The organism is Clostridium sp. JNZ X4-2 (assembly GCF_054889485.1).
The window spans coordinates 1,951,067-1,976,341 of the sequence record NZ_CM142685.1 but is presented as its reverse complement, the minus strand read 5'-3'; the positions used below and the strand labels follow the sequence as shown (position 1 = coordinate 1,976,341).

Annotated in this window: 22 protein-coding genes; all 22 read left to right on the top strand. The window is 35.9% G+C overall.

Features of this window, described 5'->3' with window-relative positions; genetic code table 11:
- The first annotated feature begins 48 nt into the window (after window positions 1-48).
- The 22 genes from ACYUJ6_RS09520 (at window position 49) to uraA (ending at window position 25,223) form a co-directional block, all read left to right on the top strand.
- Entirely contained in the window at window positions 49-2,325 is a 2,277-nt protein-coding gene (locus ACYUJ6_RS09520; protein ID WP_461842555.1) for a pyridine nucleotide-disulfide oxidoreductase/dicluster-binding protein, read from the top strand.
- Window positions 2,326-2,327: 2 nt separating this feature from the next.
- Window positions 2,328-2,534 (top strand): DVU_1557 family redox protein, encoded by a 207-nt coding sequence (locus tag ACYUJ6_RS09515; RefSeq protein WP_461842554.1) that lies wholly within the window; start codon window positions 2,328-2,330, stop codon window positions 2,532-2,534.
- Entirely contained in the window at window positions 2,534-3,268 is a 735-nt protein-coding gene (gene trsM, locus ACYUJ6_RS09510) for a DVU_1556 family methyltransferase (RefSeq protein ID WP_461842553.1), read from the top strand. Before ACYUJ6_RS09515 ends, trsM begins: the two co-directional genes overlap by 1 nt.
- Window positions 3,261-3,716, top strand: a complete 456-nt coding sequence (locus ACYUJ6_RS09505) for a DVU_1555 family C-GCAxxG-C-C protein (protein WP_461842552.1) — start codon at window positions 3,261-3,263, stop codon at window positions 3,714-3,716. Before trsM ends, ACYUJ6_RS09505 begins: the two co-directional genes overlap by 8 nt.
- Window positions 3,717-5,081, top strand: coding sequence for a radical SAM (seleno)protein TrsS (gene trsS / locus ACYUJ6_RS09500; protein WP_461842551.1), 1,365 nt, complete (start codon window positions 3,717-3,719; stop codon window positions 5,079-5,081).
- A gap of 16 nt (window positions 5,082-5,097) precedes the next feature.
- Complete coding sequence (locus ACYUJ6_RS09495; protein ID WP_461842550.1) at window positions 5,098-6,387, top strand: DVU_1553 family AMP-dependent CoA ligase; 1,290 nt, start codon at window positions 5,098-5,100, stop codon at window positions 6,385-6,387.
- A complete protein-coding gene (locus ACYUJ6_RS09490) occupies window positions 6,384-7,427 on the top strand; it encodes an XdhC family aldehyde oxidoreductase maturation factor (RefSeq protein WP_461842549.1) in 1,044 nt (347 codons plus the stop codon). Before ACYUJ6_RS09495 ends, ACYUJ6_RS09490 begins: the two co-directional genes overlap by 4 nt.
- A 1-nt stretch (window position 7,428) precedes the next feature.
- Complete coding sequence (locus tag ACYUJ6_RS09485; RefSeq protein ID WP_461842548.1) at window positions 7,429-8,535, top strand: DVU_1551 family NTP transferase; 1,107 nt, start codon at window positions 7,429-7,431, stop codon at window positions 8,533-8,535.
- The gene (locus tag ACYUJ6_RS09480; protein ID WP_461842547.1) at window positions 8,522-9,130 is read left to right on the top strand and encodes a histidine phosphatase family protein; all 609 of its coding nucleotides are present in this window, start codon (window positions 8,522-8,524) and stop codon (window positions 9,128-9,130) included. The genes ACYUJ6_RS09485 and ACYUJ6_RS09480 overlap by 14 nt, the downstream gene beginning before the upstream one ends.
- A 72-nt stretch (window positions 9,131-9,202) precedes the next feature.
- Window positions 9,203-11,074 (top strand): sigma-54-dependent Fis family transcriptional regulator, encoded by a 1,872-nt coding sequence (locus ACYUJ6_RS09475; protein ID WP_461845480.1) that lies wholly within the window; start codon window positions 9,203-9,205, stop codon window positions 11,072-11,074.
- A 40-nt stretch (window positions 11,075-11,114) separates the two neighbouring features.
- A complete protein-coding gene (locus tag ACYUJ6_RS09470; protein ID WP_461842546.1) occupies window positions 11,115-12,794 on the top strand; it encodes a PucR family transcriptional regulator in 1,680 nt (559 codons plus the stop codon).
- 253 nt (window positions 12,795-13,047) lie between these two features.
- Window positions 13,048-14,016: an oxamate carbamoyltransferase subunit AllH family protein gene (locus ACYUJ6_RS09465; protein ID WP_461842545.1), complete on the top strand. Its 969-nt coding sequence runs from the start codon at window positions 13,048-13,050 to the stop codon at window positions 14,014-14,016.
- Window positions 14,017-15,588, top strand: coding sequence for an acyl-CoA synthetase FdrA (gene fdrA, locus ACYUJ6_RS09460; protein ID WP_461842544.1), 1,572 nt, complete (start codon window positions 14,017-14,019; stop codon window positions 15,586-15,588). It abuts the gene before it with no gap.
- 22 nt (window positions 15,589-15,610) lie between these two features.
- The gene (locus ACYUJ6_RS09455) at window positions 15,611-17,026 is read left to right on the top strand and encodes a YlbE family protein (protein ID WP_461842543.1); all 1,416 of its coding nucleotides are present in this window, start codon (window positions 15,611-15,613) and stop codon (window positions 17,024-17,026) included.
- A gap of 14 nt (window positions 17,027-17,040) precedes the next feature.
- Complete coding sequence (locus tag ACYUJ6_RS09450; RefSeq protein WP_461842542.1) at window positions 17,041-17,832, top strand: cyclase family protein; 792 nt, start codon at window positions 17,041-17,043, stop codon at window positions 17,830-17,832.
- 40 nt (window positions 17,833-17,872) lie between these two features.
- Entirely contained in the window at window positions 17,873-18,556 is a 684-nt protein-coding gene (locus ACYUJ6_RS09445; RefSeq protein ID WP_461842541.1) for a hypothetical protein, read from the top strand.
- Window positions 18,544-19,743, top strand: coding sequence for a thiolase C-terminal domain-containing protein (locus ACYUJ6_RS09440; protein WP_461842540.1), 1,200 nt, complete (start codon window positions 18,544-18,546; stop codon window positions 19,741-19,743). The genes ACYUJ6_RS09445 and ACYUJ6_RS09440 overlap by 13 nt, the downstream gene beginning before the upstream one ends.
- A gap of 2 nt (window positions 19,744-19,745) precedes the next feature.
- Window positions 19,746-20,087, top strand: a complete 342-nt coding sequence (locus ACYUJ6_RS09435) for a Zn-ribbon domain-containing OB-fold protein (protein WP_461842539.1) — start codon at window positions 19,746-19,748, stop codon at window positions 20,085-20,087.
- Between the two features lie 133 nt (window positions 20,088-20,220).
- Window positions 20,221-21,057, top strand: coding sequence for an FAD binding domain-containing protein (locus ACYUJ6_RS09430; protein ID WP_461842538.1), 837 nt, complete (start codon window positions 20,221-20,223; stop codon window positions 21,055-21,057).
- Window positions 21,058-21,061: 4 nt separating this feature from the next.
- Complete coding sequence (locus tag ACYUJ6_RS09425; protein ID WP_461842537.1) at window positions 21,062-21,526, top strand: (2Fe-2S)-binding protein; 465 nt, start codon at window positions 21,062-21,064, stop codon at window positions 21,524-21,526.
- A gap of 2 nt (window positions 21,527-21,528) precedes the next feature.
- Window positions 21,529-23,874, top strand: a complete 2,346-nt coding sequence (locus tag ACYUJ6_RS09420) for a xanthine dehydrogenase family protein molybdopterin-binding subunit (protein WP_461842536.1) — start codon at window positions 21,529-21,531, stop codon at window positions 23,872-23,874.
- Between the two features lie 17 nt (window positions 23,875-23,891).
- Window positions 23,892-25,223, top strand: a complete 1,332-nt coding sequence (gene uraA, locus ACYUJ6_RS09415) for a uracil permease (RefSeq protein WP_461842535.1) — start codon at window positions 23,892-23,894, stop codon at window positions 25,221-25,223.
- Window positions 25,224-25,275 lie beyond the last annotated feature (52 nt).

Below are 25,275 nucleotides of genomic sequence, written 5' to 3'. Positions count from 1 at the left end.
CCCTGAAACTTATATAAATGCTATTGAGTTGGATGGGAGGCATTTTATATGGATTTAAGTAAATTACTGGAAATGAGTGACAGATGTATTACAGAGGAACCTCCAGCCTGCACAGCATACTGTCCTATTCATGTGGATGTAATGGGTATTATGGATGAAATAGGAAAAGAAAATTTTAAAAAGGCATATAAAATAATGGCAAAAAAAATGCCTTTTGCAAGAATAATAGGCAGAATATGTGATCACCCCTGTGAAGATGTATGTGTGAGAAAGGATTTGGGAGGTTCTATAAATATAGGCGAACTTGAGAAAATTACTGTAGAATATGGATTTTCAAAAAATAAAAAAGGGCTTCAAATTCCGAAGAATGGAAAGAATATTGCAGTGATAGGTGGGGGAATAAGCGGTGTGACTGTAGCTGACAGCCTTGATAAAAAAGGCTATGGCATTACAATATATGAGAGTGACAATAAACTAGGAGGAAGATTTTGGCTTTACCAGGGAAAGGAACTTACCGGGGAAATTATACAGGAGGAGTTAAATATACTGGCTGATAGGGATATACACATAAAGTTGAACAGGAAAATTCATAGAAAAGAATTAGATGTTATAGTTAAAGAGTATGATGCTGTTTATCTAGGTACAGGTACATGGAAAGGGGATTTAAGAGTTGATGAGGAAACTTTTCAAATAGAGGATTCCCCTATATTTATTGGGGGAAGACTTTTAAACAAAAATGAATCAGTTATATATTCTGTAAGCTCGGGAAAAAGAGCTGCTGTATCTATTGACAGATATGTTCAGAAAAAGTCCATGACAGCTGTAAGGGAAAGGGAAGGTTCCTATGTATCTCCCGTTAATTTTAATACAGAGGATATTGAAATCAAAGAAAGGGTGAAAAAAACCTGTGAAAAATATAGTGCTGAAGAAGCGTCAGAAGAAGCAGGAAGATGCTTGAAATGCCATTGTACACAGTGTGTTAAAGCGTGCAGCCACCTTAAAAAATACAATAGGATTCCAAAAAAATATTTAAGGGAGATAAGACATAATGAGGATATAGTTTTAGGAAATCATTATGCAAATAAAGTTATCAATTCCTGTACCCTCTGTGGATTATGTAAAGAGGTGTGTCCATCTTGTATAAGTATGAAAGATGCAATAAATGAAACAAGAAAAAGTATGGTGGAGAGAAATAAAATGCCTCTGTCCGCCCATGACTTTGCACTGAAGGATATGGAATTCAGCAATGGAACTCATTTTTCAATGGCTAAAAAACAGCCGGGATATGAAAATGTAAAATATGTATTTTATCCGGGGTGTCAGCTTCCCGCTTCGCAGCCTGATTATATTGAAAAAACTTATGAATATCTCATGTCAAATATTACAGAAGGTGTAGGACTTGTCTTAGGATGCTGCGGGGCTCCTGCAGATTGGTCAGGAAGGCAGGACTTGATGGAAAAGTCCATGGAGAAAATAAAAAGTACATGGAATGACATGGAAAAGCCTACTTTTATTTTGGCTTGTTCAACTTGTTACAGCATATTTGAAAAATACATGCCTTTTATAAAGATAATCTCACTGTGGGAAATAATGGAAATGTATGGCGTGCCTCTTAAAAATAAAATTACAGGTGAAAAGCATATATTAAATATACATGATGCCTGTACTGCCAGATACAATGAAAAAGTTCATAAAAGCATAAGAAATATAGCAGGTGAGCTTGGATATACCATAGAAGAGCTGAAGTTTTCAAGGAAAATCACAAAATGCTGTGGTTACGGCGGGCTTGTGTTTTTTTCAAACAGGGAGCAGTCAAATGAATTTATAAAAGATAGAATAAAAGAGGGGAATCAGGATTACCTGGTGTATTGTGCAATGTGCAAGGATCTGTTTGTATCCTTTGGAAAGAAAACCTATCACATCCTGGATTTGATCTATGGGGATGACTTGAAAAATATTTCTTTAAAAAAGATGCCGACCCTTTCTAAAAGGCATGAGAACAGAGAAAAGGTTAAAGTCAGCTTGCTGAAAAACATATGGGGAGAAGATATGGAAAATTTAAATGGAGAATATGGTTTCAAACTCATTTTGTCTGAAAATGTGAAAGAGGAAATGGAAGACAGGTTTATTCTTATTGAAGATGTGAAAAAGGTTATTGATAATGCGGAGAAGAACAATGAAAGATTCTTTAATCCTGAAAATTCTCATTATCTGGCCAGACTTAGAATTGACAATGTAACTCACTGGGTGGAATATGAAAAAACTGATGGTGGATTATTTGTAGATAAAGTTTATATGCATAGAATGCAAATAGTGGAGGAGTGAATATGAATATTAATAAAGCAGAAAAAACTCCATGGATTTGTGATAAATGTAAAGAAAAGCTGGAGCCTAGAAAGGTAACGGTACGTTATCTTGGAGGAAATTTTGAAGTGAAGCTCATGCAGTGCCCAAAGTGTAAAATGGTAATTATAGATGAAAAACTTGCAATGGGTGAAATGCTGGAAGTGGAAAAGAGTCTGGAGGATAAATGATGAAGTGCTGTAATGCCTATGAAAGTGAATATATGAGAGATATTACCGGTGAAACTCTGCGGCCAGGCGGATTTGAACTGACAGACAAGGCAATGAAGTTTTGTGAATTTTTACCTAAAGATATACTGCTTGATTTGGGAAGCGGCATGGGATCTACAGTGAACTATGTTTTTGAGAAATACGGCATAAGGGCAGCAGGAGTGGATCCATCTAAAAAATTAATAAAGATGGGAAGAGATAAATACAAGAGCATAAATTTGGTTTATGGAACAGGTGAAAAAATACCTTTTGAAGATAATAAATTTAAGGGAGTATTTGCTGAATGCACTCTTTCACTTATGAAGAATTTAAATTGTGTTTTAAAAGAAGTGTACAGAGTATTAAAAAAGGATGGATGGTTTGTTATAAATGATGTTTATGCCAAAAGGCCTGAATTTTTAGAGGAAATGAAGGAATTTCCAATCAACAGCTGTATGAGGGGACTGCATGATTTGAAATCTTTGAAAAAATCTCTTATGGACAATGGATTTAAAATACTCCATGTAGAGGATTGTAGTGATATGCTGAAGTCCCTTATGGTTAAAATAATATTTTCCCATGGATCCATGGGCGATTTTTGGAATAGGACAACAGGATGTTCTATAGATGGATGTGAATTTGAAAATGTACTCAGAAAATGCAAACCAGGCTATTTTGTCCTCATGGCAAAGAAAGGAGAAAAATTCAATGGATAATGACACTGCATTTAAAGTGTATAAACTTGCTTCATCAGGCTTCTGCTGCACACAGATAATGGTTAAAATGGCTCTTCAGGAAGAAGAAAATGATAATGAAGATTTAGTAAGGGCTTTTAGGGGAATGTGCAACGGTATAAATTTTATGGAGAAAACCTGTGGTGTACTTACAGGAGGTATAGGTATTATAGGTCTTTATGCAGGCAAGGGAAATGAAGAGGAAGATTGTAAAGAGGATTTTACGGAGATGATGGATGAATATACAAACTGGTTTCAACGTGAATTTAAAAGCACTGACTGCAGGGATTTGGCTGGAATTCAAAATATAAAGGATGTGGGGAAAAAAGTGGGCTATCCTGTAAAATGCGGGGAAATACTTCAAAAAAGTTATATGAAGATTCAATATATATTAGATGAGCACAATTATGAATTTGGAGATAGGGGATAAATGGACAATATGAAAGTAATTTCTGAAACTGAAAGCTTGTGTCCCATTTGCAGAAAAAAAATAAGCGCGGTGAAAGTATTGCAGGATAATGAAGTATACATGGAGAAATACTGTAATGAACATGGAAAATTCAAAACCATTTTATGGAGAGGAAGTACACCTATTGACAGATGGGTGAGAAATAAAGAGAGAATGTATATTAAAAACCCAGGTACAGCTGTTGAAAAAGGGTGTCCATTTGACTGCGGATTATGCAGCAGTCACAGGCAGCGTACTTGTACAGCTTTAATTGAAGTTACAGGCAGGTGTAATTTAAATTGTGAGTTCTGTTTTGCAGGTTCTTCCAGTACAGCTGCATCCAGGGACCCTTCTTTAGAACAGATCAAGTTTTGGTATGAATCAATATTAAAATCTTCTGGAAAATGCAATATACAGCTTTCAGGGGGAGAACCTACAATGAGAGACGATCTGCCTCAGGCAGTATCTATGGGAAAGAAGCTTGGATTTGAATTTATACAGATAAATACAAATGGACTGCGTATGGCAGAAGATAAACAGTATGTAAAAAAACTTAAACAATCAGGGCTTAATTCTATATTTCTGCAATTTGACGGTACTCGGGACAGTATATATAAAAGGCTCAGGGGAAGGAATCTTTTAAATGTAAAAATAAAAGCTGTGGAAAACTGCAGTTCATATGGAATAGGAGTAGTACTTGTCCCAACTTTAGTTCCTGGTATAAATACGGACAATATAGGAGAAATAATAAAATTTGCAGTGGGAAAACTGCCTGTTGTAAGAGGGGTTCATTTTCAGCCTGTAAGCTATTTTGGAAGAATACCATATAGTCCAAATGACGAATATAGAATCACTCTTCCAGAAGTTATGGATGCTGTAGAGAATCAGACATCAGGGAAAATAAAGGTGAGCAGTATGAAGCCGCCGGGTTGTGAAAATTCACTGTGTTCCTTTCATGGCAATTATATTTTAAAGAATAAAAAAGAGCTTATAAGTGTTACCAACAATTCCAACGGATGCTGTGGTGTTGAAAAGGCAGAGGAAGGTGCAAAGAAGTCTATAAAATTTGTTTCAAGAAACTGGTCTTCAAGAGAAAAAAATGCTCATGAAGAAAAATTGCACTTAGAAAGGCCGGATACCTGGCAAAATATACTTTATACCATAAGAAATTATTCTTTCAGTATATCTGCCATGGCCTTTCAGGATATATGGAATATTGATCTGGAAAGACTTAAAGATTGCTGTATCCATGTGGTAAATCCCAAAGGAAAACTTATTCCATTTTGTATTTACAACATGACAGATACAAAGGGGGATTATATATACAGAAATGCTGAACCCTTTTAGATATGAGGAGGAAAAGATGGATTGCACACCTATTGAAAAGTGGATAATGGGAAAGACCAAGATAAAAAATAAAAGCAGAGAAGAACTAAAGGCATACCAATTATATAAAATAAAACAGACTTTATATTATGTAAAAGAGCACAGTAATTTTTATAAAAAGTATTTAAAAGACATATCAGCAGATACAATAAGTTCCTTTGCAGATTTTGAGAACATTCCATTTACACTTCCACAGCAGGTAAGCTGCAATTCCATGGATTTCTTATGTGTACCATCAAAGTGTATTTCCAGGATAGTCACACTTAGAACTTCAGGCACAAGTGGAATGGAAAAGAGGGTTTATTTTACAGATAATGATTTGCAGTCAACTGTTGACTTTTTCTGCTTCGGCATGAAATCCATTGCAAATGAAAATGACACAGTACTGGTACTTCTGCCAGGAGATAGTTATGGAAGCATAGGCAACCTGCTTAAAACAGCTTTAGGTGCTCTGAAAATAAAGTGCTTTATAGGTGGTATCATAAGAGATTATGAATATACCGCAGAATTTATAAAAAGCCGGGGAATAAGCTGTATTGTGGGAATACCCATACAGGTTTTAAAATTAAGCAGAATTTACCCGGAAATATTTGCAGATAATATAAAAAGCATACTTTTAAGTACGGATTATGTACCGGAAATACTTATAAAGGAGATTACGGATAAATTTCACTGCCGGGTTTTTACCCATTATGGAATGACTGAAATGGGTTACGGGGGTGGTGTGGAGTGTGAAGGTTTAAATGGATATCATTTAAGAGAAGGGGATTTGTATTTTGAAATAATAGATCCTGTGTCAAAAAAAGTTTTAGAGTCCGGAAATCAGGGTGAAGTGGTTTTTACCACTCTTACCAGAGAGGGAATGCCTCTTATAAGATATGCTACAGGTGATATAGCTTCTTTTAAAAAAGAAAATTGCAGATGTGGTACCTTTTTACAGACTATGGACAAAGTTATTGGAAGAAAAGACAATATAATAAAAATCGGTGACAATAAACTTATTTACATGAAGGATTTGGATGAAATTATTTTATCATTTGAAAAAGTTATAGATTATAAAATGGGTATATATGACAACAAGATAACAATAGGAATAAACACATTTACTGAAGAAGACTTCCATGGATTAAAGGACATTGTGGCTGAGAAGATTCAAACTATAATTCCAGGCAAAATTATAGTCTATCCTTTGAAAAAAAATATTGAGATAAAAAACAGCATGTTAAAGAGAAAAATATATGATTGTAGAAAGAAGGTTTTAAAGTGAAGGATATATATGAGGCAATAAATGATCTGATATTTAAAAATCAAGATTTTGTACTTGCAACTATTTTAGAAAAATCAGGTTCAGCTCCCAGGGAGCAGGGCACAAAAATGATTATTAAAAGGGACTTTTCCATCGAAGGTACTATAGGCGGAGGTATATTCGAAGCTATGGCCATAAAATTATCAGCTGATATATTCAATAATAAGAAATTTATTATTAGAAGGTTTACACTTTCAAATGAAGGTGCCTCTTCTATTGGAGCTGCCTGCGGAGGAGATCTAAAGCTTCTTTTGGAATATATAAATCCTGATGACAAGCTTATGAATGCTATATATGCTCAGGCCTTTAAATTGAAAAGTAAAGGTGAAAATTTTGTATTTATAACCAGATTGAATGAAGATGAAAATTATATAAGCGGCATTGATAAGTGGATTTGTACTGAAACCGGTTTCTACGGAGAGGAAAATGATACAGCCCAAAAAATATTAAGGAGCATAAGAAAAGACTTTAGAAACCTTCATTTTCAGAAGATTGAAGGAGATAACGGCCTGTATCTTGCAGAGCCTGTTTTAAATAATGAAAGTGTTTATATAATGGGAGCAGGACATGTATCTCAAAAAATTGCAATTATTACAAAAATACTTGAGTTCAAAACCGTGGTTTTAGATGATAGAGCAAAATTTGCCAACAGAGAAAATTTTAAAACTGCAGATGAAGTGAAGGTCATTGAATCTTTTGAAAATATATTGAATTATGTAAAAATAGACAATGGGAGTTATGTTATAATAGTTACAAGAGGTCATGCCTATGACAAAGAAGTACTGGAACAGGTTTTAAGGACTGAGGCAAAATATATAGGTATGATAGGCAGTAAAACTAAGAGAGATTTTGTATATAACAAACTTAGGGAAGAAGGCTATACTGAAGAGGATTTAAAAAGGGTACATTGCCCTATAGGCATTTCCATAGGAGCCCAAACTCCTGAAGAGATAGCCATAAGCATTACAGCTGAAATGATTAAAGTCAGAAGAGAAGTTTAAAATGAGCTGTGATGATTTTGCCGGAATAATTCTTTCAGCTGGATATTCATCCAGGATGGGCGATTTTAAACCCCTTTTAAAATTTGGAGAATATACTTCAATTGAAGTGGCTGTAAATACCTTTATATCTTCAGGAATTCATAATGTTATAGTTGTTACAGGATACAGGGGAGGTGAAGTAAGAGAAGCCCTGAAGAATTTCACAGTTCGGTGTATAGAAAATAAATCTTATTCTCAAGGTATGTATTCTTCCATAGTAGAAGCTGTAAAAACTTTGGACAGCAGAGCAAAAGCGTTTTTTATACTTCCTGTGGACATTCCCCTTGTGAAGACCAACACTTTAAGGCTGCTTAAAAGTAAATATACAATATGTAATAAAGGAATTTTTTATCCTACATTTATGGGGAAGAGGGGACATCCGCCTTTAATAGACTGCAGATATAAAAATGAAATAGAAAATTGGAATGGTGACGGAGGGTTAAAGGGATTATTGAGCAGATTTGAGGATGATTCAAGTTATATTCCTGTATTTGATAAGGGCTCTGTAATGGATATGGATACTAAAGAAGATTATTTAAGGCTTTTAAAATATTTTAATTCCAAAGCTCCGGATAAAGAAGAGTGTTACTGCATTTTAAATGATTATAATGTATCCGATAGTATAATAAGACACTGCAGAAAGGTATCTCAGGTATGTGGTCATATTTTAGGAGAACTGAATAAAAAAGGGTATAATTTTAGTGAAGATATTCTGGAAGCAGCAGCACTGCTGCATGATATATGCAGGAAGTCAAAAAATCATGCAGAGGCTGGAGCAAATATATTGAAGGAACTTGGATATGAACGTGTGGGGAATTTAATAGGTACTCATATGGATATAGAAGTGAATGAGAACGATGAAATAAGTGAAAATGAAATATTATATCTGTCAGATAAACTTGTACAAGAAGATAGATGTATTTTACTTAAAGAAAGATTTGACAGATTACTTTTAAAATATAATAATAACCTGGAGGCTCAAAGAAAAATCAAAAACAGGTTACAGGATGCAGAAAGAATAATGAGCAAAGTGGAAAAGGCAGTGGGAAAGAAAATTGAATACCTGTAGAAAAATTTATCTGGTGAGACATGGTAAAATAGATATGGGAAATGAAAAGTGTTATATAGGAAATATTGATTTACCACTTTGTGAAGAGGGAATTCTGCAATGCAGGAAATTAAAAAAAGTTTTTTCTGATGTTCATATAGAAAAAGCATATTTGAGCCCGCTGAAGAGATGTGTGCAGACAGCAGATATAATTTTGGGATGCAGAGATGTGAAAAAAGTATTAGTAGAAGAATTTAGAGAAATAGATATGGGAAAATGGGATGGAAAAACCTTCGGATATATAAAAAAAATTTTCCCTGAGGAATTTAGGAAAAGAGGAGAAAATATAGATACTTTTATACCTGAAGGGGGAGAAAGTTTTAGGCAGCTTCAAAAAAGGGTTATGCCCAAAATAATGCATATCATAAAAAACAGTACAGGCAATATAATGGTTGTTACTCATGCAGGAGTAAATAGGGTAATACTGGGCAGTATTTTGTCCATCCCACTTTGTGACATATTTAGAATAAAACAAAATTATGCATGTATAAATGAGTTATATTGGGACAATGAGAGAAAAATATGGATTAAAGAGAAGTTTTGTCTGAATATGTGAGTGAATATACAGGGTTAAAAAGTTGCTATAAACCTTTTATTGTATTATATGAGGGGGGTATTTATGGAGATTATGAGGGAAACTTATTGTGAACCTGATAGGGAATTACAGCGTTCCCATGAAAGATGCAAAAAAATGGGAATTAAAAGGAATCAGGTTTTCAGTAAAAGGATTATTTGTGATACGGAATTACAAAAAAAATTTACTTTTAATAGGAATTTGATATTAACTGCAGAACCTTATATAGAAAATTTAATGAATTTTGTACGAGGCTCTAATTTTTTTATATTGCTTACAGATAAAGAGGGCTGTATATTAAATGCCATGGGCGATGAAAAAATACTCTCAAAATCATTTTCTATGAAGATGATACCTGGAGCTTTTATGAATGAGGAAAATATAGGAACTAATGCAATGAGCATGGTTATTAAAACTAATAAACCAATTCAAATTTCAGGAAATCAGCATTTTATTTGTGAATATCATAAGTGGACATGTTCTGCCGCACCTATACGAGATAGACAGGGTAATCTTATAGCTGTTCTTGATCTTACAGGATATATTGAAAGTGTACATTCCCATACCCTGGGAATGGTTATTGCCGCCTCTAATGCAGTAGAAGAAATGTTAAAGATAAAAGAATATGAAGTAATAAATGATATAAATAACAAATATAAAAAAACCTTGTTTAATTTTATTCCAATGCCAATAATAACCTCTGATATAGATGGAAAAATAGAAATTTGCAATGAAAAAGCTTTAAGTACACTGGGCAGCAATAAGGTAAAAGTATGTGAGATGAAGGATATTATAGAAAATTGGATAAATGTAAAAAAGGACATATACTTGGGAAAAAGTATTTCACAGGAAGTGAATATAAATGTTTCAAAAAATAGAGTACGATGCCATTTAACTGCCAGTCCGGTTTATAATTCTGAAAAAAATGCTATTGAAATAATATATGTGTTTGAAGATATAAAAAATATAAAAAGGAAAAATAGCGATCAGGCATATTATACCTTCGATAAGATACTTGGGGAAGATGAAAATTTTATAAAGGTTATAGAATATTCGAAGAAAATTTCAGGCAGCAAGTCTACTATTCTTATAATAGGTGAAAGCGGTACAGGAAAAGAATTATTTGCACAGTCCATTCATAATTACAGCAGCAGATCAGAAGGGCCTTTTATAGCATTAAATTGTGGAGCTATTCCCGAGCAGCTTATGGAATCTGAACTTTTTGGATATGAAGAGGGGTCATTTACAGGTGCAAAAAAGGGAGGAAATCCTGGCAAATTTGAATTGGCTGATGGCGGTACCATAATGCTGGATGAAATTGGAGAAATGCCTCTTGATATGCAGACAAAACTTTTAAGAGTAGTTCAGGAAGGAGTCATAACAAAAATAGGAAGCTGCAAGTCCATTCCTATAGATGTGAGGATTATAGCTGTTACCAACAAGGATTTAAAAAAGGAAGTGGAATTAGGAAGATTTAGAAAGGACTTGTATTATAGGCTTAATGTATTACCTGTCTATTTACCACCTTTAAGGGAAAGAAAATCCGATATAATATTGCTTGTAAAGCATTTTATGAGCAGTATATCAAAAAAATTGGGCAAAAAGGATCTTATTATATCTGAAGAATATTTGAGGAAGATGATAAAATATGATTGGCCGGGAAATATAAGAGAATTGAAAAATGTTGTGGAACTCATTGTAAATTCAGGAGGTATACCTGCAAATTATTTTGGCGAAGAAAAATGTGATGATAAGATAATCCTGGACATTAATGATGAATGCTTAAAATTGGATTATGTGGAAAAATTGCATCTGGCAAAGGTGCTTAGAAGATTTAAGGGAAATATCACCCATTCAGCAGATGCCCTTGGAATAAGAAGAAATACCTTATATAATAAAATTAAAAAATATAATATAAAAACATAAAGATTTCACAATTACTGAATTTTCAAAGGATGTGGGTATCTTGTATAATTACCTTGGTATTTCTTTACAAAGACTTCTGCAGATTGGAAAATTGAGGGGAGCCAGGATTCTAGCAGGAAAAGGTGGTATGAATAAGAGAATAACAAAAGTGGATGTGATGGAAGTTCCCGATATTATAGAATGGGTTGGAGAAGGAGAGCTTTTAATTACTACGGTATATTCTATTAAAGATAATATAAATATACTCATGGAACTTATTCCTGAATTGAATGAAAAGGGTGTGGCTGCTCTTGGAATTAAAATTGGCAGATATATAAAAGAATTACCCCATAATATTATTGACTTAGCAGATAGAATAAATTTTCCCATTATTGAAATACCAATTGATGTTTCCCACAGGGAAGTGATATCAATTGTTTTGGATGCAGTAATCGAAGATCAAATGAATAAATTATTGACCATAGAAAAGTTTAACAGGGAAGTAATGGATATAATGATGAAGGGTGGGAACTTGAAGGAAATTGGGGAAAAGCTATATGAGAATATGGAAAATTCTCTGGTAATATATGAAAATATGGATGGTAATTGTGAAACTTTTTGTACTGAGGAGATAAGTACAAATGTAATTGATAAGCTTATTAATGAACATCTGAGTTTAAGTTATAAAAGAATAGAAGATGAATCCGATGAAATTTACAATGAAAGTATGGATACAATCCAGGGAAAGAGCATTAAGAGGGTTATTATTCCAATAATTATTGAAAAGGTTGAATATGGATGTATTTTTATCTGGCTGGATAAAAAGGAACTGGCACCTTTGGATAAAATCCTTATAGAATCCTATGTTCATATTATTGCCTTGGATTTTGTCAAAAAGCTTTCTATATCAAAAATGGAAAGCCGTTATAAATTGGAATTTTTCGATGATTTACTGAGTGACAATGAAGATAGGCAGAATAAAGCTATGGACAGAGCCAAGACTTTTGATTTTCATTTGGATAAGAAGCATGGAGTGGCTGTAATATATTTAAATGATAATTTTCAAATTAAAAATACAGGTTTAGGGGATGTAAATTTTAATAGTGATGTTACCAGTACACTGCTGTTTATTACTGGAAGAGTGGCAAGAACCAGCAAAGAAAAAATATTGTATGTGGATAAGAATGACAGGATTATAATTTTATATGAAAATAATCTGTCTGAGGATTCACAAGCAGTAAAGGAAAAAGTAAAAAGTCTTTGTAATGACATATTAATGGATATTTCCAAGAAATTCAAGAAGAAACAATTCAAAATAGGAATTGGACGCTGCTATAATGATGCCTATAAGCTGAATAAAAGCTACCAACAGGCAAAATTCATTGTGGAAAAACTGAACAAGTCTTTTTCAGGGAGTATTATACATTATGATGATCTGGGATTATATAGAATACTGTGTTTTAATGGCCTTCAGGGAGAACTTGCTAAATTTTGCAATGATACTATAAAACCACTGGTGGAATATGATAGATTAAATGGCACTGAATTGATTAAAACTCTTAAAATTTATTTTGAATGCAATGGTAATATGAAAAAAATGTCAAAGCAGATGTTTATGCATTATAATACCATAATATATAGATTGCAAAAAATTAAAGATATAATAGGAATGGATGTAGAAAATGCAGAAGAAAGGCTGGATCTTGAAATAGCAATTAAAGCCTGGAATATAATCAGGTGATTTTTAACTTCAAGACAAGGATATGATCATAAAAAATGTTTTTTGAGTTTATAGTTGATAATGGAAGCTTATTATAAAAAGAGCTGTCTCCATAAGGAGGCAGTTCTTTTTATGTTGTTAATAATTAACAATAAATTGATAGAATATTTAGATATATTACATAAAGCTATCTGGAAATAAACGTGTTAATATGTTATTAGAAAGATAAAGATTTAGAATTATACATGTATAATGTAAAAAAAGGGTTGATGGCATGAAGGCATTTCTCATATGTGAGAATTTACTGGATGCAATAATAAATGAGCAAATAGTAGAAGGCAAGGTTCATTCTGTATTTAAAAGTGCATGTAATATGGAAACCCGGAAGGGTCTTGTCACACTGCTTAGCAGTGACAGGAATATGGCACCTATGAGTATTCTAGTAGACAATCATAGACAAGTTAATTTTATAGATATTGGCATAAGAAAAGATTTAAAGTTTGTATTTAGTGAAAACGTTATCTATAATACAGAAAAAAATATTCTTATTGAACTAAATAATGTACGAAGCTGGTATTCAGGGGTGTTGATAAAAGCCCCCAAATGCACAGAAAAGGAGATATTGGAAAATATAAAAGTATTGGAAGAGGAACTTGGTGTTTATGGTAAGTTTCATGGAATAGGATGGTTGATAAGCGCGTTGAGTGATGAAGTACCTGAACTGCAGCTTAGACATTTTTGTATATGTCCTTATAAAAAAGCTCTTGAATTTATAAAGTGCAGATTTATACAATTTATTAGGGACTTATTAAAATGTGATTGGCGGCAGCTGGGAGAAAGAGGAGAAAGTATTATTGGATACGGTCCCGGACTGACTCCGGCAATGGATGATTTTATCAGTGGACTCATGATTTCTTTTATATATTTTGGGAATTGCTGCAATTTAAGTTTTTCCAGCATATGTGAATTGAATAAAAAGATTATCAGCAGTGGACTGGACAGAACTACGAGGATCAGTGCGGAAATGTTGAGGCATTCTGCTGTAGGAGAAACGAATGATGCAGTTAGAAAGCTTTTGACGTCCCTTATAGCTTGTAAAGACAGAAAAGTTATTGTTTCATCACTGTTAAATACAATTGATTATGGTGAAACATCTGGGACGGATACTGTTCTTGGAATTTATGTAGGAAGCAAAATATTGACAAATATAGCGTATAGAAAGAATATAGGAGGGTTTGTTTAAATGAAACTTTGTGTAGATATTAGAAAAAATACTTATTACGATTCTGTAGCCCTAATGGTTATTACCAAAGAAATAAAAAAACTACCCTATGTAAATGAAATAATTGTGGGTATGGGAACAGATCTCAATAAGGATCTGGCAGACAATTTGAAATTAAGCAGTACTGATGTAAAGAATTTAACTCCCAATGATTTTTTTATTGCTGCATTGGTAAATGAAGAGGAGGATAATGCTTATGAGAATATTATAAATAAAGTAGATGAACTTTTAAATTTCAAGAAGGAAGAAACAGGGAGTGAAGATGAATATAAACCTAATACATTGAAGGCCGCTGTCAAGCATATGAAGGATGCAAATCTGGCAATTATTTCTCTCCCCGGGGAATATGCAGCAGATGAAGGGAGAAGGGCTTTAAAAAATGGACTGAATGTAATGTTGTTTAGTGATAATGTCTCCATAGAAGATGAAATAGAATTGAAAAAATTCGCCAGAGATAAAGGGCTGCTGGTAATGGGTCCTGATTGTGGTACTGCAATAATAAATCATGTTCCGCTGTGTTTTGCAAATGTGGTTAGAAAAGGAGATATAGGAATTGTAGGAGCCTCTGGAACAGGTACTCAGGAGGTCACTGTACTTATTGACAAACTGGGAGGAGGTGTATCTCAGGTCATTGGAACTGGCGGAAGAGACCTAAAAAGTGCTGTAGGCGGGATCATGATGATAGAGGGATTCAAGTCATTGATAGATGATCCGGATACAAAGGTAATAGTGTTGATTTCAAAACCGCCTGATTTACAGGTCTATAAAAGGATTTTGAATATAGTGGACAGTGTAGATAAACCTGTAGTAGTTGATTTTATAGGCGGAGACAGGGAAGAAATTGAATCTCATGGGGCTTACAGCTGTGTTAGCCTGGAAGATGCAGCCCATAAAGCTGTGGCACTATCTAAAGGAAATCCTGTCTTTGACTATACAGGATTTACACAGACGGAAAATGAAATAGATGCATTGGTAGAAAGGGAAGCCTTGAAATTTGACAGTGAACAAAAATATATAAGGGCATTGTATACAGGAGGCACTTTAGCTGATGAGGCTATGAAGCTTCTTGATAAAGAAGGGTATGTGATGTATTCAAACATACCTCTCTCACCTCAGTACAGGCTTAAGGACATATCGAAAAGTGAAAAGAATACCTGCATTGATTTAGGAGATGACGATTTTACTGTAGGAAGGCCTCATCCTATGATTGATCCTATGGGAAGAGTGGAAAGACTGCCAGAAGAAACCTGTGATGGAGAAGTGGCAATTATATTGATGGATTTTGTTATAGGCTATGGATGCCATGTTGATCCAGCAGGAGAAATGCTCCCGCAAATTATTGAGGCAAAGAAAAATGCACAAAACAGAGGCAAATATCTTTGTGTAGTTGGATATGTGTGCGGTACGGAAGCTGATCCACAGAATTTAAAAAAACAAAAGGAAAAATTAGAACAAGCTGGTGTTATAGTCATGCCTTCAAATGCGCAGGCTGTCAGGTTCTGTGCGAAGTTGATGAGGAGATTGAATAAATAATATATGAATGGAAGTGATTGATTTGACTGCAATTAACAGATTGTTTAAACAAGATATTAAGGCAATTAATTTGGGACTGGAATCTTTCTATAATGATTTAAAAAGTCAGCATATACCATGTATCCAGATCAATTGGAAACCGCCCAGCCAGGCAAGCAGGTGGCTTTCACTGCTGGAAGATGAAAGCATAGCTGATAAGATAGAAAAAGCAAACAGTGAAGCTATAGATAGATTATTGTCCGCCCAGCCAGTTCTTGTAGGTGTAGGTATGGCTGGAGAGGTTATACCTGGAATGACCAAAAAAACCATACTTCATGCAGGACCACCTATAGCCTGGGATAAAATGAGTGAACCAGTTAAAGGAGCCATAATTGGCGGACTGATTTATGAAAAATTGGCCGGCAATAAGGATGAAGCCATAAAAATGGTATTGTCTGGTGAATTAAATTTTGAACCCTGCCATCATCATTCGGCAGTAGGACCAATGGCAGGTGTGGTTACCTACTCCATGCCGGTTTGGATTGTGCAGAATAAAACATTTGGAAACTATGCATATTGTACATTCAATGAAGGACTGGGAAAAGTATTGAGATTTGGAGCTTATGGAAAGGAAGTACTTGATAGACTGTATTGGATGCAGAATTATCTTGCACCTGTGCTTAAACAAGCTCTTGAGATAAAGGGGAGCATAGATTTAAAGACAATATTTGCCCAATTTCTTCAAATGGGGGATGAAGGTCACAATAGAAATAAGGCTGCTACATCGCTTTTGTTTAGAGAGATTGCACCAGCTGTTGTGAGGACGGATTTTTCAGACAAGCAAAAAGAAGAGGTATTGACTTTTATAGATAAAAATGATCATTTTTTCTTAAATGTATCAATGCCTGCCTGCAAATGCAGCCTTGATCCACTGGAAGGCATTGAATACTGCACCATATTGTATACGATGTCAAGAAATGGAACAGATTTTGGAATCAGAATGGTTGGCACGGGTAGAGAGTGGTTTACAGCTCCCTGTGAAATGGTACAGGGATTGTATTTTCCGGGATTTGACGAAAAAGATGCCAACCCGGATCTTGGGGACAGCTGTATAACTGAGACAGCAGGTATAGGTGGTTTTGCTATGGCAGCAGCACCTGCAATTGTACAATTTGTTGGCGGTACTCCAAAGGATGCCGTTAATTATACAAATACCATGTATGAGATAACATATGCAGAGAATAATGCCTATAAAATACCCGGCATCAATTTCAGGGGAACTCCTACTGGAATAGATATGAGGAAAGTTATAGAAACAGGAATACCGCCGGTAATAAATACGGGCATTGCCAGCAATAAAGCAGGTGTTGGCCAAATTGGAGCAGGCGTGGTAAATCCGCCTATGAAATGTTTTGAAGACGCTTTAAAATTTTTTATCAATAAATACAATTTATTATAAATGGAGGTTATATTATGAATATTATTGATTCCTTTAAATCAGTAAAAATGTATGATCTAACTCAAAAGATAAGTCATTTGACACCACCCTGGCCGACTTATGAGCCGCTGCAGATCAAATTTTTCAAAAGACTTTCTTCAAATGGTGCCAATGGACAGGTACTGACTCACTCAAACCACGTAGGTACTCATCTTGATGGTTCACTGCATTTTTGTACTCACGGCAGAGACATTTCTGCAATCCCGCTGGAAGAACTGGTAGCACCAGGAGTAGTTGTTGATATATCTGATATAGCCGAAGATTACGGGATCTATACTTCAAAAGATATTATGGATAGAGCAGATGTAAGAGAGGGAGATATACTTATCATTCATACGGGATATCATAGATATGCCTGGGATGAGCCTGAAGCTGACGAAGAAAGAGTTATGATGAGGCATCCAGGACCAACCAAGGAATTTGCAAATTGGTGTAAAAAAATGAAATTTAAATGGATAGGTGTTGACTGCGGCTCTGCAGATCATCCTATGAATACCAAAATTCGTGAATGGGCTCCGAAAGAAGCAAAAAAAGCTGATAAATTCTTGAGATCTAAATATGGAAAAGGACTTGAAGATTTTTGGCCGGATGAAGACTATCAATTGATGCACTATGATCTGTTCCCATATAATATTGTACATGCTGAAAATCTTGGCGGAGATATAGACAAGGTGCTTGGAAAGAGGTTGATAATTGGATGTTTCCCATGGAGATTTGAAGGCGGAGAATCCTGTATATGCCGAATAGTGGCTTTTGATGCAGAGTAAATTGTCAAAATAAAATTATGATATGAAAGGATGATAGAAAATGATAGTAGACAAAATGGAACAGAGTTTAAGACCTGTTGAATTACCTATGAAACCATATCCTCCCAAAGTGATTTCCATGGCCAGCGGGGATAAGCTGGTAATTCGTCAAATAAGCAGAGAAGAGGTACCTCATATTTTAGAAGCAGTTAAACCTCTCATGACAGTGGAAAAAGATTTTTATGATATTGTTGCTTCTAGATTGTATGCAGAGCTTTTAGGATATTATCGCTACAGAGTTAAAAATGAGTACTGTTTAGTTGGTACAATAGATGGAATAATAGTTGGAATTGTAAATGGGCGTATGGTAGATGAGAAGGTAGGTATGTCCTATCATACCATGGCTTTAAAACAGGGTCTTAGAATCGGTGCACAGTTGTTTGCAGCAAAAATGGAGTATCATCTGGATATTTTGAATCAAGAAGAGGTTTGGATAGTGGCTGAAAGTCCAAACGGCTTCAAGAGATGGATGATTGAATATGAACTGGAATCAAGGCCGGAAATATGGCATGAACTAGGTGGTGTACCGACATATGTGCTGACAAAAGAGCTTTGGGAAAAACACAAAGCTGATAAATTGGCAGGGCGCAGACCGGTAAAAGAAGAACTTCTTAAGACTGCAGAAAATTCCATTCTCCCAATTACCTATGCTCAGATTCCGGGGTACAAAAGATGCGAGAAGTAGGAGTTGTAGGAGTAGGCCATACAAAGTTTGGTAAAATGTCTGAGGGAACCTTTATGGATATGCTGTGTATGGCAGCAGTACAGGCTCTTGACGATGCTGGAGTAAAAACCGTGGAGGGAGAACATGGGATAGATCAGGTTTTTGTAGCTACAATGGGGGCCGGCATTTTAAACAAGCAATGTGGTGTTGCATCTGCACTTGTGGATACATTGAATTTGAGGCCGGCTATGGCGGAGACCGTAGAAAATGGCCCGGCATCAGGTGCTTCTGCAGTAAAATTGGGATATATGGCAATTGCCAGTGGTATGTGTGATGCAGTTTTAATTGTGGGCGGAGAGATGATGAGAGTTGTCAGTGGATGGGAGAGCACTGATTTTGTTGCTACAATGCTTCATCCAGAAGCAGAATATGATTATGGCATAACTTTACCGTCGCTTGCAGGGATGTTTACCAGGCTGTGTATGGAAAAATACGGGATAACAGAGAAGGATTTGGCCATAGTATCTGTAAAAAATCATGAAAATGCACTGCACAATCCAGTGGCTCACATTCATACCATGCCAAACCTCTATGCTATTACAGAAGATGAAGATGCGGGGATAGTAAATCCATATGTGGCATCTCCGCTCAGACTGTATTCGGTGTGTCCAGTATCTGACGGTGCAGCAGCAGTTCTGCTGTGTGCTATGGATAAGTCAGACAGATTTGCAAAGAAGCCGGTAAAAATTGCTGGAATAGGTCAAGCCACCGATACCCATGCCATGGCCGAAAGGGAAGTACCTACAGATCTGCTGGCAGTGAGATTAGCTGCACAGAGAGCTTATGAAATGGCAAATTTAGGACCTGAGGATATTGATGTAGCAGAACTTCATGATGCATTTCAGATACTAGAAATTGTGGAATCTGAGGAAGTAGGATTCTTTAAGAGGGGAGAAGGACATATTGCAGCCAGAAACGGCGAAACCAAGATAAATGGTAAAATTCCAATTAATACTTCCGGAGGATTAAAGGCTAAAGGACATCCACTTGGGGCTACAGGTGTTTCCCAAGTTGTGGAATTGGTTAAACAACTTAGGGGTGAGGCAGATGGACGTCAGGTAAAAGGTGCAAAGACAGGGCTTGCAGTAAATTTTGGCGGCTTTGGAAATAATGTTGTGGCTACTATAGTGACAAAGGAGGGGGAGTAGTTATGGGTGAAAAAATGTATGCCTACAAATGCACATCATGCGGAAAACTCCACCATCCTAAGCATTATGTATGCAAAAAGTGTGGCAGCAGAACATTTGAGAAGATACCCCTTGAGGGAGATGTGAAGCTTTTGACCTATACAAAAGTATATAACCTTCCAGAAGGTTATATGAAGCCTTATTTGTATTTTGGAGTTGCTGAATTTAAAAATGGACTTAAGGTTACAGGCCAATTGGAGGTTGAAAATCCTGTAATTGGTATGAAACTTATTTCAACTGTAGGAGTTGTTAAAGAAAGCGTCAATAGAAATTGTTGTGGATTTATTTTTAAAGAAGCTAAATAAAAACGAAAACGCCGATAAAGAATTGTGTAGGATTTGTGAAATGCCCCTAAAGATGCAGGTTGTATGATTAATTGTAATTATAAAATGCTTTAGGGGCATTAAATATATATTCATATTGATTGGGGGGATTTAATTGCAGGATTTTCAATACGTTAGGCCTGAGACTTTACAGCAGGTTTTAAAACTGATGGATATGTATGGAAACGAGGCAAAGATTTTAGCTGGAGGAACTGATGCAGTAATTGCGTTGAGAAATAATTCTATCCATTGCAAATATCTTGTTGATATTAAGGGGATTAAAGAACTTCACAGCATATCTTATAATGATGAAATTGGACTTACCATAGGTTCTGCAGTGACGCTGAATGAAATTATAGATTGTCATGACATAAGTTCAGATTATCAAATATTAATTGATGCAGCTAAAGTTCTTGCAAATACACTGATTAGGAATAGAGCGACATTGGTTGGAAATATATGCAATTCATCGCCGGGAGGAGATATGCTGCCAGCCTCACTTGTACTTGAAGGAAGAATCTGTATATCATCAGTAAATGGACATAGAGAGGTTTTTCTAAAAGATTTTTTTACAGGGGTAAAGAAAAATGTTTTAAAAGAAAATGAAGTGGTTGTAAAAGTAATTTATCCACCAATTCAGGGAAAGGGCAGATTTATTAAAAGGTCGAGAATAAGAGGCCATGATCTTTCACAGATAAGCGCAGCAGGTTATTTGAGGAAAGACGGAAATCTAAAATTATCTCTGGGCGCAGTGGCAACTACACCGGTCTTTATAGAATATACAGAACATTCAAAAACATGTAATTTTACGGAGTATAAAAATAAAATAGTAGATACTGTCGTGACAAGGATCAAGCCTATTGCTGATGTAAGATCTACTAAGGAGTATAGGATTGCAATGGCTCGATATCTAACCTGCAAAATAGTGGATGAACTGGAAGGGGGAAAATAATTATATGGAGAAATTGCATTTGTATGTAAATGGAGACGAGGTTTTTGAAGAAGTGACGTCAAATAGTACTCTGCTTTGGTTTTTGCGTGAAAAATTAGGGCTTACAGGTACTAAGGAAGGCTGTGGTGCAGGTGAATGTGGTGCATGTACGGTTATTCTGAATGGCAAAGCTGTAAATTCCTGTTGTGTTATGGCACTGGAAGCTGCGGAAGGGGAAGTTCAAACCATTGAGGGTGAAGCAAAGTGTGGAGAATTATCAAAATTACAAAAATCTTTTATAAAGCATAATGGCCTTCAGTGTGGTTTCTGCACTCCCGGGATGATTATGTCAGCCAGGGCGCTGCTTATGAAAAACCCGCATCCCGGCAGAGACGAGATTAAAGAAGCGTTACAAGGAAATCTGTGCAGGTGCACTGGATATGAGGACATCATAGAGTCTGTTGAAGCTGCTGCAGGGGAAGGTGAATAATTATGAATTTCAATTATGTGGGAAGTAGTATACCCAGAGTAGATGGCATTGAAAAAGTTACAGGGGAAGCACAGTATGTACAGGATATGAGCTTCAAAGGCATGCTGTATGCTAAGCTCAAGACCAGCCCTTATGCACATGCATTAATTAAAAGCATTGATGTGAGCAGGGCAGAAAGTTTACCAGGAGTAAAAGCAGTGTTGACTGGTAAACAAGCTTATCAAAAGCTTGGAATCTATATTGTGGATAAATCTATTTTGGCAGTAGATAAAGTGAGATACTTCGGAGAAGCTGTTGCGGCCGTTGCAGCTGTAAGTTTGGATATTGCTGAAAAAGCCGTGAATCTTATTGAAGTTGAATATGAACCTTTGCCAGTACTGCTGGATGTAGAAGAAGCTGTAAAGCCCGGTTCCATATTGATTCACCCGGATCTGAAAAATTATAAGACAATTCCAGATGTGTTTTTTCCGGAAGCTGATACAAATATAGCAAATCATTTCAAGCTCAGAAAGGGAAATATTGAAAAGGGATTTGATGAATCAGATCTGATAGTTGAAAATAAATTCAAAGTTCCGCAAATTTTGCATGTTCCCCTTGAAACACATGCAGTTATAGCAAAATGGGGAACTGGAGATAAAATAAAGATTTGGAGTAGTGCCCAATCCCCATATACGCTTCGTAATCTGTTCAGCGTGGCACTGGGAGTTCCAATTCAAAATATCGATGTTACCGTACCTTATGTAGGAGGTGGTTTTGGAGGCAAAGCAGGTATTCATCTGGAACCATTGGTTGCACTTCTTTCAAAGGCTGCTAAAGGGAAACCGGTGAAATTTGTTGCAACAAGAGAAGAAGAAATATCAACCCTCCCCTGCAGACAGGGGCTTACTGCAAAGCTCAGGACAGGTGTTAAGAAAAACGGGAAAATTGTAGCCGAAGAAATTGAATATTTATGGGATGCAGGAGCATATGCGGATTATGGAGTAAATATAACAAGGGCAACTGGATATTCAGGTGCAGGTCCTTATGAAATAGAAAATGTTAAACTTGATTCTTATACCGTTTATACAAATCATATTTTTGGTACAGCTTACAGGGGATTTGGGCATGCTGAAATTTTTTGGGCAATAGAACGACAAATAGAACTTGTAGCAAAAAAATTGAAAATGGATTCATTGGAATTTAGAATGAAAAATCTATTAAGACCTGGCTCTAAGACCATAACAGGCGAACCTATTTATGAGCAGTCTGGAAACGTTATCAAATGTTTGAAAATTGTTGCCGAGGAAATAGGATGGGGAAAAAGTAAGACGGAAGCTGAAAAAGCCTTTGAGAAGAAAACTGGCATATATAGGGGAAAAGGTATAGCAGTACTTCATAAGGCACCTGCCATGCCAAGTAATGCAGCTACTTCTGCTTTGATTCAGATGAATGAAGATGGCTCCATTAGATTTAATGTGGCAGGAATAGATATGGGCCAGGGTGCATATACAGCCATGAGTCAGATGATAGCCCAGAGATTGCACGTGCCTATAGAAAAGGTTCATGCAGTGTTTAAAACAAATACGGATTCAGCGACTTATGATTGGCAGACTGTGGCAAGCAGAATGACCATATTGGGAGGAAATGCCGTACTTCAGGCCTGCGATGATATTGAAGAGCAAATTTTTGATGTAGGGGCAATTGTTCTTCGTGCCTCAAAAAGGGATCTTGCACTTGGTGATGAATGTGTGTATGTAAAGCAGTTTCCAGAAAATAAAGTGTTTTATAAAGAAATGGCAGTAGGTTATACTTATCCAAATGGAAACGGTATAGGTGGTCCACTTATTGGACGAGGAAAATATATAGCACAGGGATTGACAATTCTCGATAAGGAAACAGGGCAAGGCAGACCGGCACTTGATTGGACATATGGTGCTCATGCCTTTGAAATAGAGGTGGATATAAATACTGGAGATATAAAAATATTGAAAGTGGTAACAGCCATAGATTTAGGTCATGTTATAAATAAAATGTTAGTTAAAGGACAAATGGTTGGTGGAATTATTCAGGGAATAGGAACAGCCCTATCGGAAACTTTAAAATATGATTCTCAAGGCAGGCTTTTGACCAGGAGCTTTGTAGATTACAAAATACCTACAATGAAGGATTTGCCGGAACTTGTTAAAGTGCATTTTATAGAAACTCCGCAGCTTGATGGGCCTTATGGCGCCAGAGGTTGTGCAGAACACCCTATGATTTCAGTAACCTCTGCTATTGGAAATGCAATTGCAGATGCAACAGGAGCTGAGCTTTTTGAGACACCATTTTCAGCAAATAAAGTATATGAAGCATTAAATAAAATTATTTAAGGAGGAGAATAAAATTTATGAAACGTGTTATAGGAATTCATGAGAAACTACCCATTGTTGAAACTATACCACTTAGTTTTCAACATTTGACGGCCATGTTCGGTGCTACCATTCTTGTACCGCTAATTCTTGGGGTGAACCCTGCAATCTGTCTTTTGATGAATGGTATTGGTACATTGATTTACTCTTACGTAACCAAAGGCGGAATTCCGGCATATTTAGGCTCAAGTTTTGCATTCATATCACCTACTATTTTAATTATCACATCTTTTGGTGGTTTCAGTCATGCACAATCAGGATTTATCTTCTTTGGACTGTTTTTCATATTGATGTCCTATATTGTAAAAAGGTTTGGAATAAAGTGGATTGACGTTGTCATGCCTCCTGCTGTTATGGGTGCAGTGGTTGCAGTAATTGGACTTGAACTTGCTCCAAATGCAGCAATTCAATCGGGTCTTGCTCCTGCGGCTACGGCAGTTGGAAAAGTTGTTCAGCCTTATGTAGCTGATCCAAAAGTCATTTTTGTAGCTCTATTCACCCTGGCAGTGGGAATATTTGGTTCCGTTATATTCAGAGGATTTGCACAGGTTATACCGATTTTAATTGCTGTAGTTGCAGGTTATATTCTTGCATTTATTATGGGAATGGTGGATACAAAGATCATTGCAGATGCAAATTGGTTTTCACTCCCTAAGTTTCAGGCTCCTGTATTTGACTGGAGTGCGATTTTTATAATTGCTCCTGCCTGTATAGTTGTGTTTGCAGAGCATATAAGCCACCTGATAGTTACAGGCAAAATAACCGGCTCAAATTTACTGGTGGATCCCGGACTTTACCGTTCACTTCTTGGAGATGGTATTAGTAATGTTATTTCAGGTTTTACAGGGTCAACACCAAATACAACTTATGGAGAAAATATAGGCGTAATGGCCATTACCCGGGTTTATTCTGTATGGGTGATAAGAGGAGCTGCCATATTTGCAATAATCTTTTCATGCATAGGTAAAATAGCAGCTGCAATACAGGCTATTCCAGGTCCGGTTATGGGCGGCATTACTATGCTGCTGTATGGAATAATAGCAGTTCAGGGTATTAGAATGTTTGTAGAATCAAAGGTTGATTTCAGTATAAATTACAACATGGTTTTAGGCGCAATTACTTTTGTAGTTGGTGTAAGTGGAGCCAGCATAAATATTGGAACAGTGCAGTTAAAGGGAATGGCATTTGCAGCTGTTGTCGGAGTTATCCTGTCGATTATTTTCTATGTATTGGGTAAGTTTGGAATAATGAATGAAAAATACGAAATAAAATCTGATATAACAGCTTCGGATGTTCATATTGGGGTGTAAGAATAATGTATTGACAATACTTATATTATCTGCGTTATGAATATTTCGGTTT

Coding starts and splice junctions, on each gene's coding strand:
- ACYUJ6_RS09520 (WP_461842555.1), top strand. CDS start 49: ATGGATTTAAGTAAATTACTGGAAATGAGTGACAGATGTATTACAGAG.
- ACYUJ6_RS09515 (WP_461842554.1), top strand. CDS start 2,328: ATGAATATTAATAAAGCAGAAAAAACTCCATGGATTTGTGATAAATGT.
- trsM (WP_461842553.1), top strand. CDS start 2,534: ATGAAGTGCTGTAATGCCTATGAAAGTGAATATATGAGAGATATTACC.
- ACYUJ6_RS09505 (WP_461842552.1), top strand. CDS start 3,261: ATGGATAATGACACTGCATTTAAAGTGTATAAACTTGCTTCATCAGGC.
- trsS (WP_461842551.1), top strand. CDS start 3,717: ATGGACAATATGAAAGTAATTTCTGAAACTGAAAGCTTGTGTCCCATT.
- ACYUJ6_RS09495 (WP_461842550.1), top strand. CDS start 5,098: ATGGATTGCACACCTATTGAAAAGTGGATAATGGGAAAGACCAAGATA.
- ACYUJ6_RS09485 (WP_461842548.1), top strand. CDS start 7,429: ATGAGCTGTGATGATTTTGCCGGAATAATTCTTTCAGCTGGATATTCA.
- ACYUJ6_RS09475 (WP_461845480.1), top strand. CDS start 9,203: ATGAGGGAAACTTATTGTGAACCTGATAGGGAATTACAGCGTTCCCAT.
- ACYUJ6_RS09465 (WP_461842545.1), top strand. CDS start 13,048: ATGAAGGCATTTCTCATATGTGAGAATTTACTGGATGCAATAATAAAT.
- fdrA (WP_461842544.1), top strand. CDS start 14,017: ATGAAACTTTGTGTAGATATTAGAAAAAATACTTATTACGATTCTGTA.
- ACYUJ6_RS09450 (WP_461842542.1), top strand. CDS start 17,041: ATGAATATTATTGATTCCTTTAAATCAGTAAAAATGTATGATCTAACT.
- ACYUJ6_RS09445 (WP_461842541.1), top strand. CDS start 17,873: ATGATAGTAGACAAAATGGAACAGAGTTTAAGACCTGTTGAATTACCT.
- ACYUJ6_RS09440 (WP_461842540.1), top strand. CDS start 18,544: ATGCGAGAAGTAGGAGTTGTAGGAGTAGGCCATACAAAGTTTGGTAAA.
- ACYUJ6_RS09435 (WP_461842539.1), top strand. CDS start 19,746: ATGGGTGAAAAAATGTATGCCTACAAATGCACATCATGCGGAAAACTC.
- ACYUJ6_RS09425 (WP_461842537.1), top strand. CDS start 21,062: ATGGAGAAATTGCATTTGTATGTAAATGGAGACGAGGTTTTTGAAGAA.
- ACYUJ6_RS09420 (WP_461842536.1), top strand. CDS start 21,529: ATGAATTTCAATTATGTGGGAAGTAGTATACCCAGAGTAGATGGCATT.
- uraA (WP_461842535.1), top strand. CDS start 23,892: ATGAAACGTGTTATAGGAATTCATGAGAAACTACCCATTGTTGAAACT.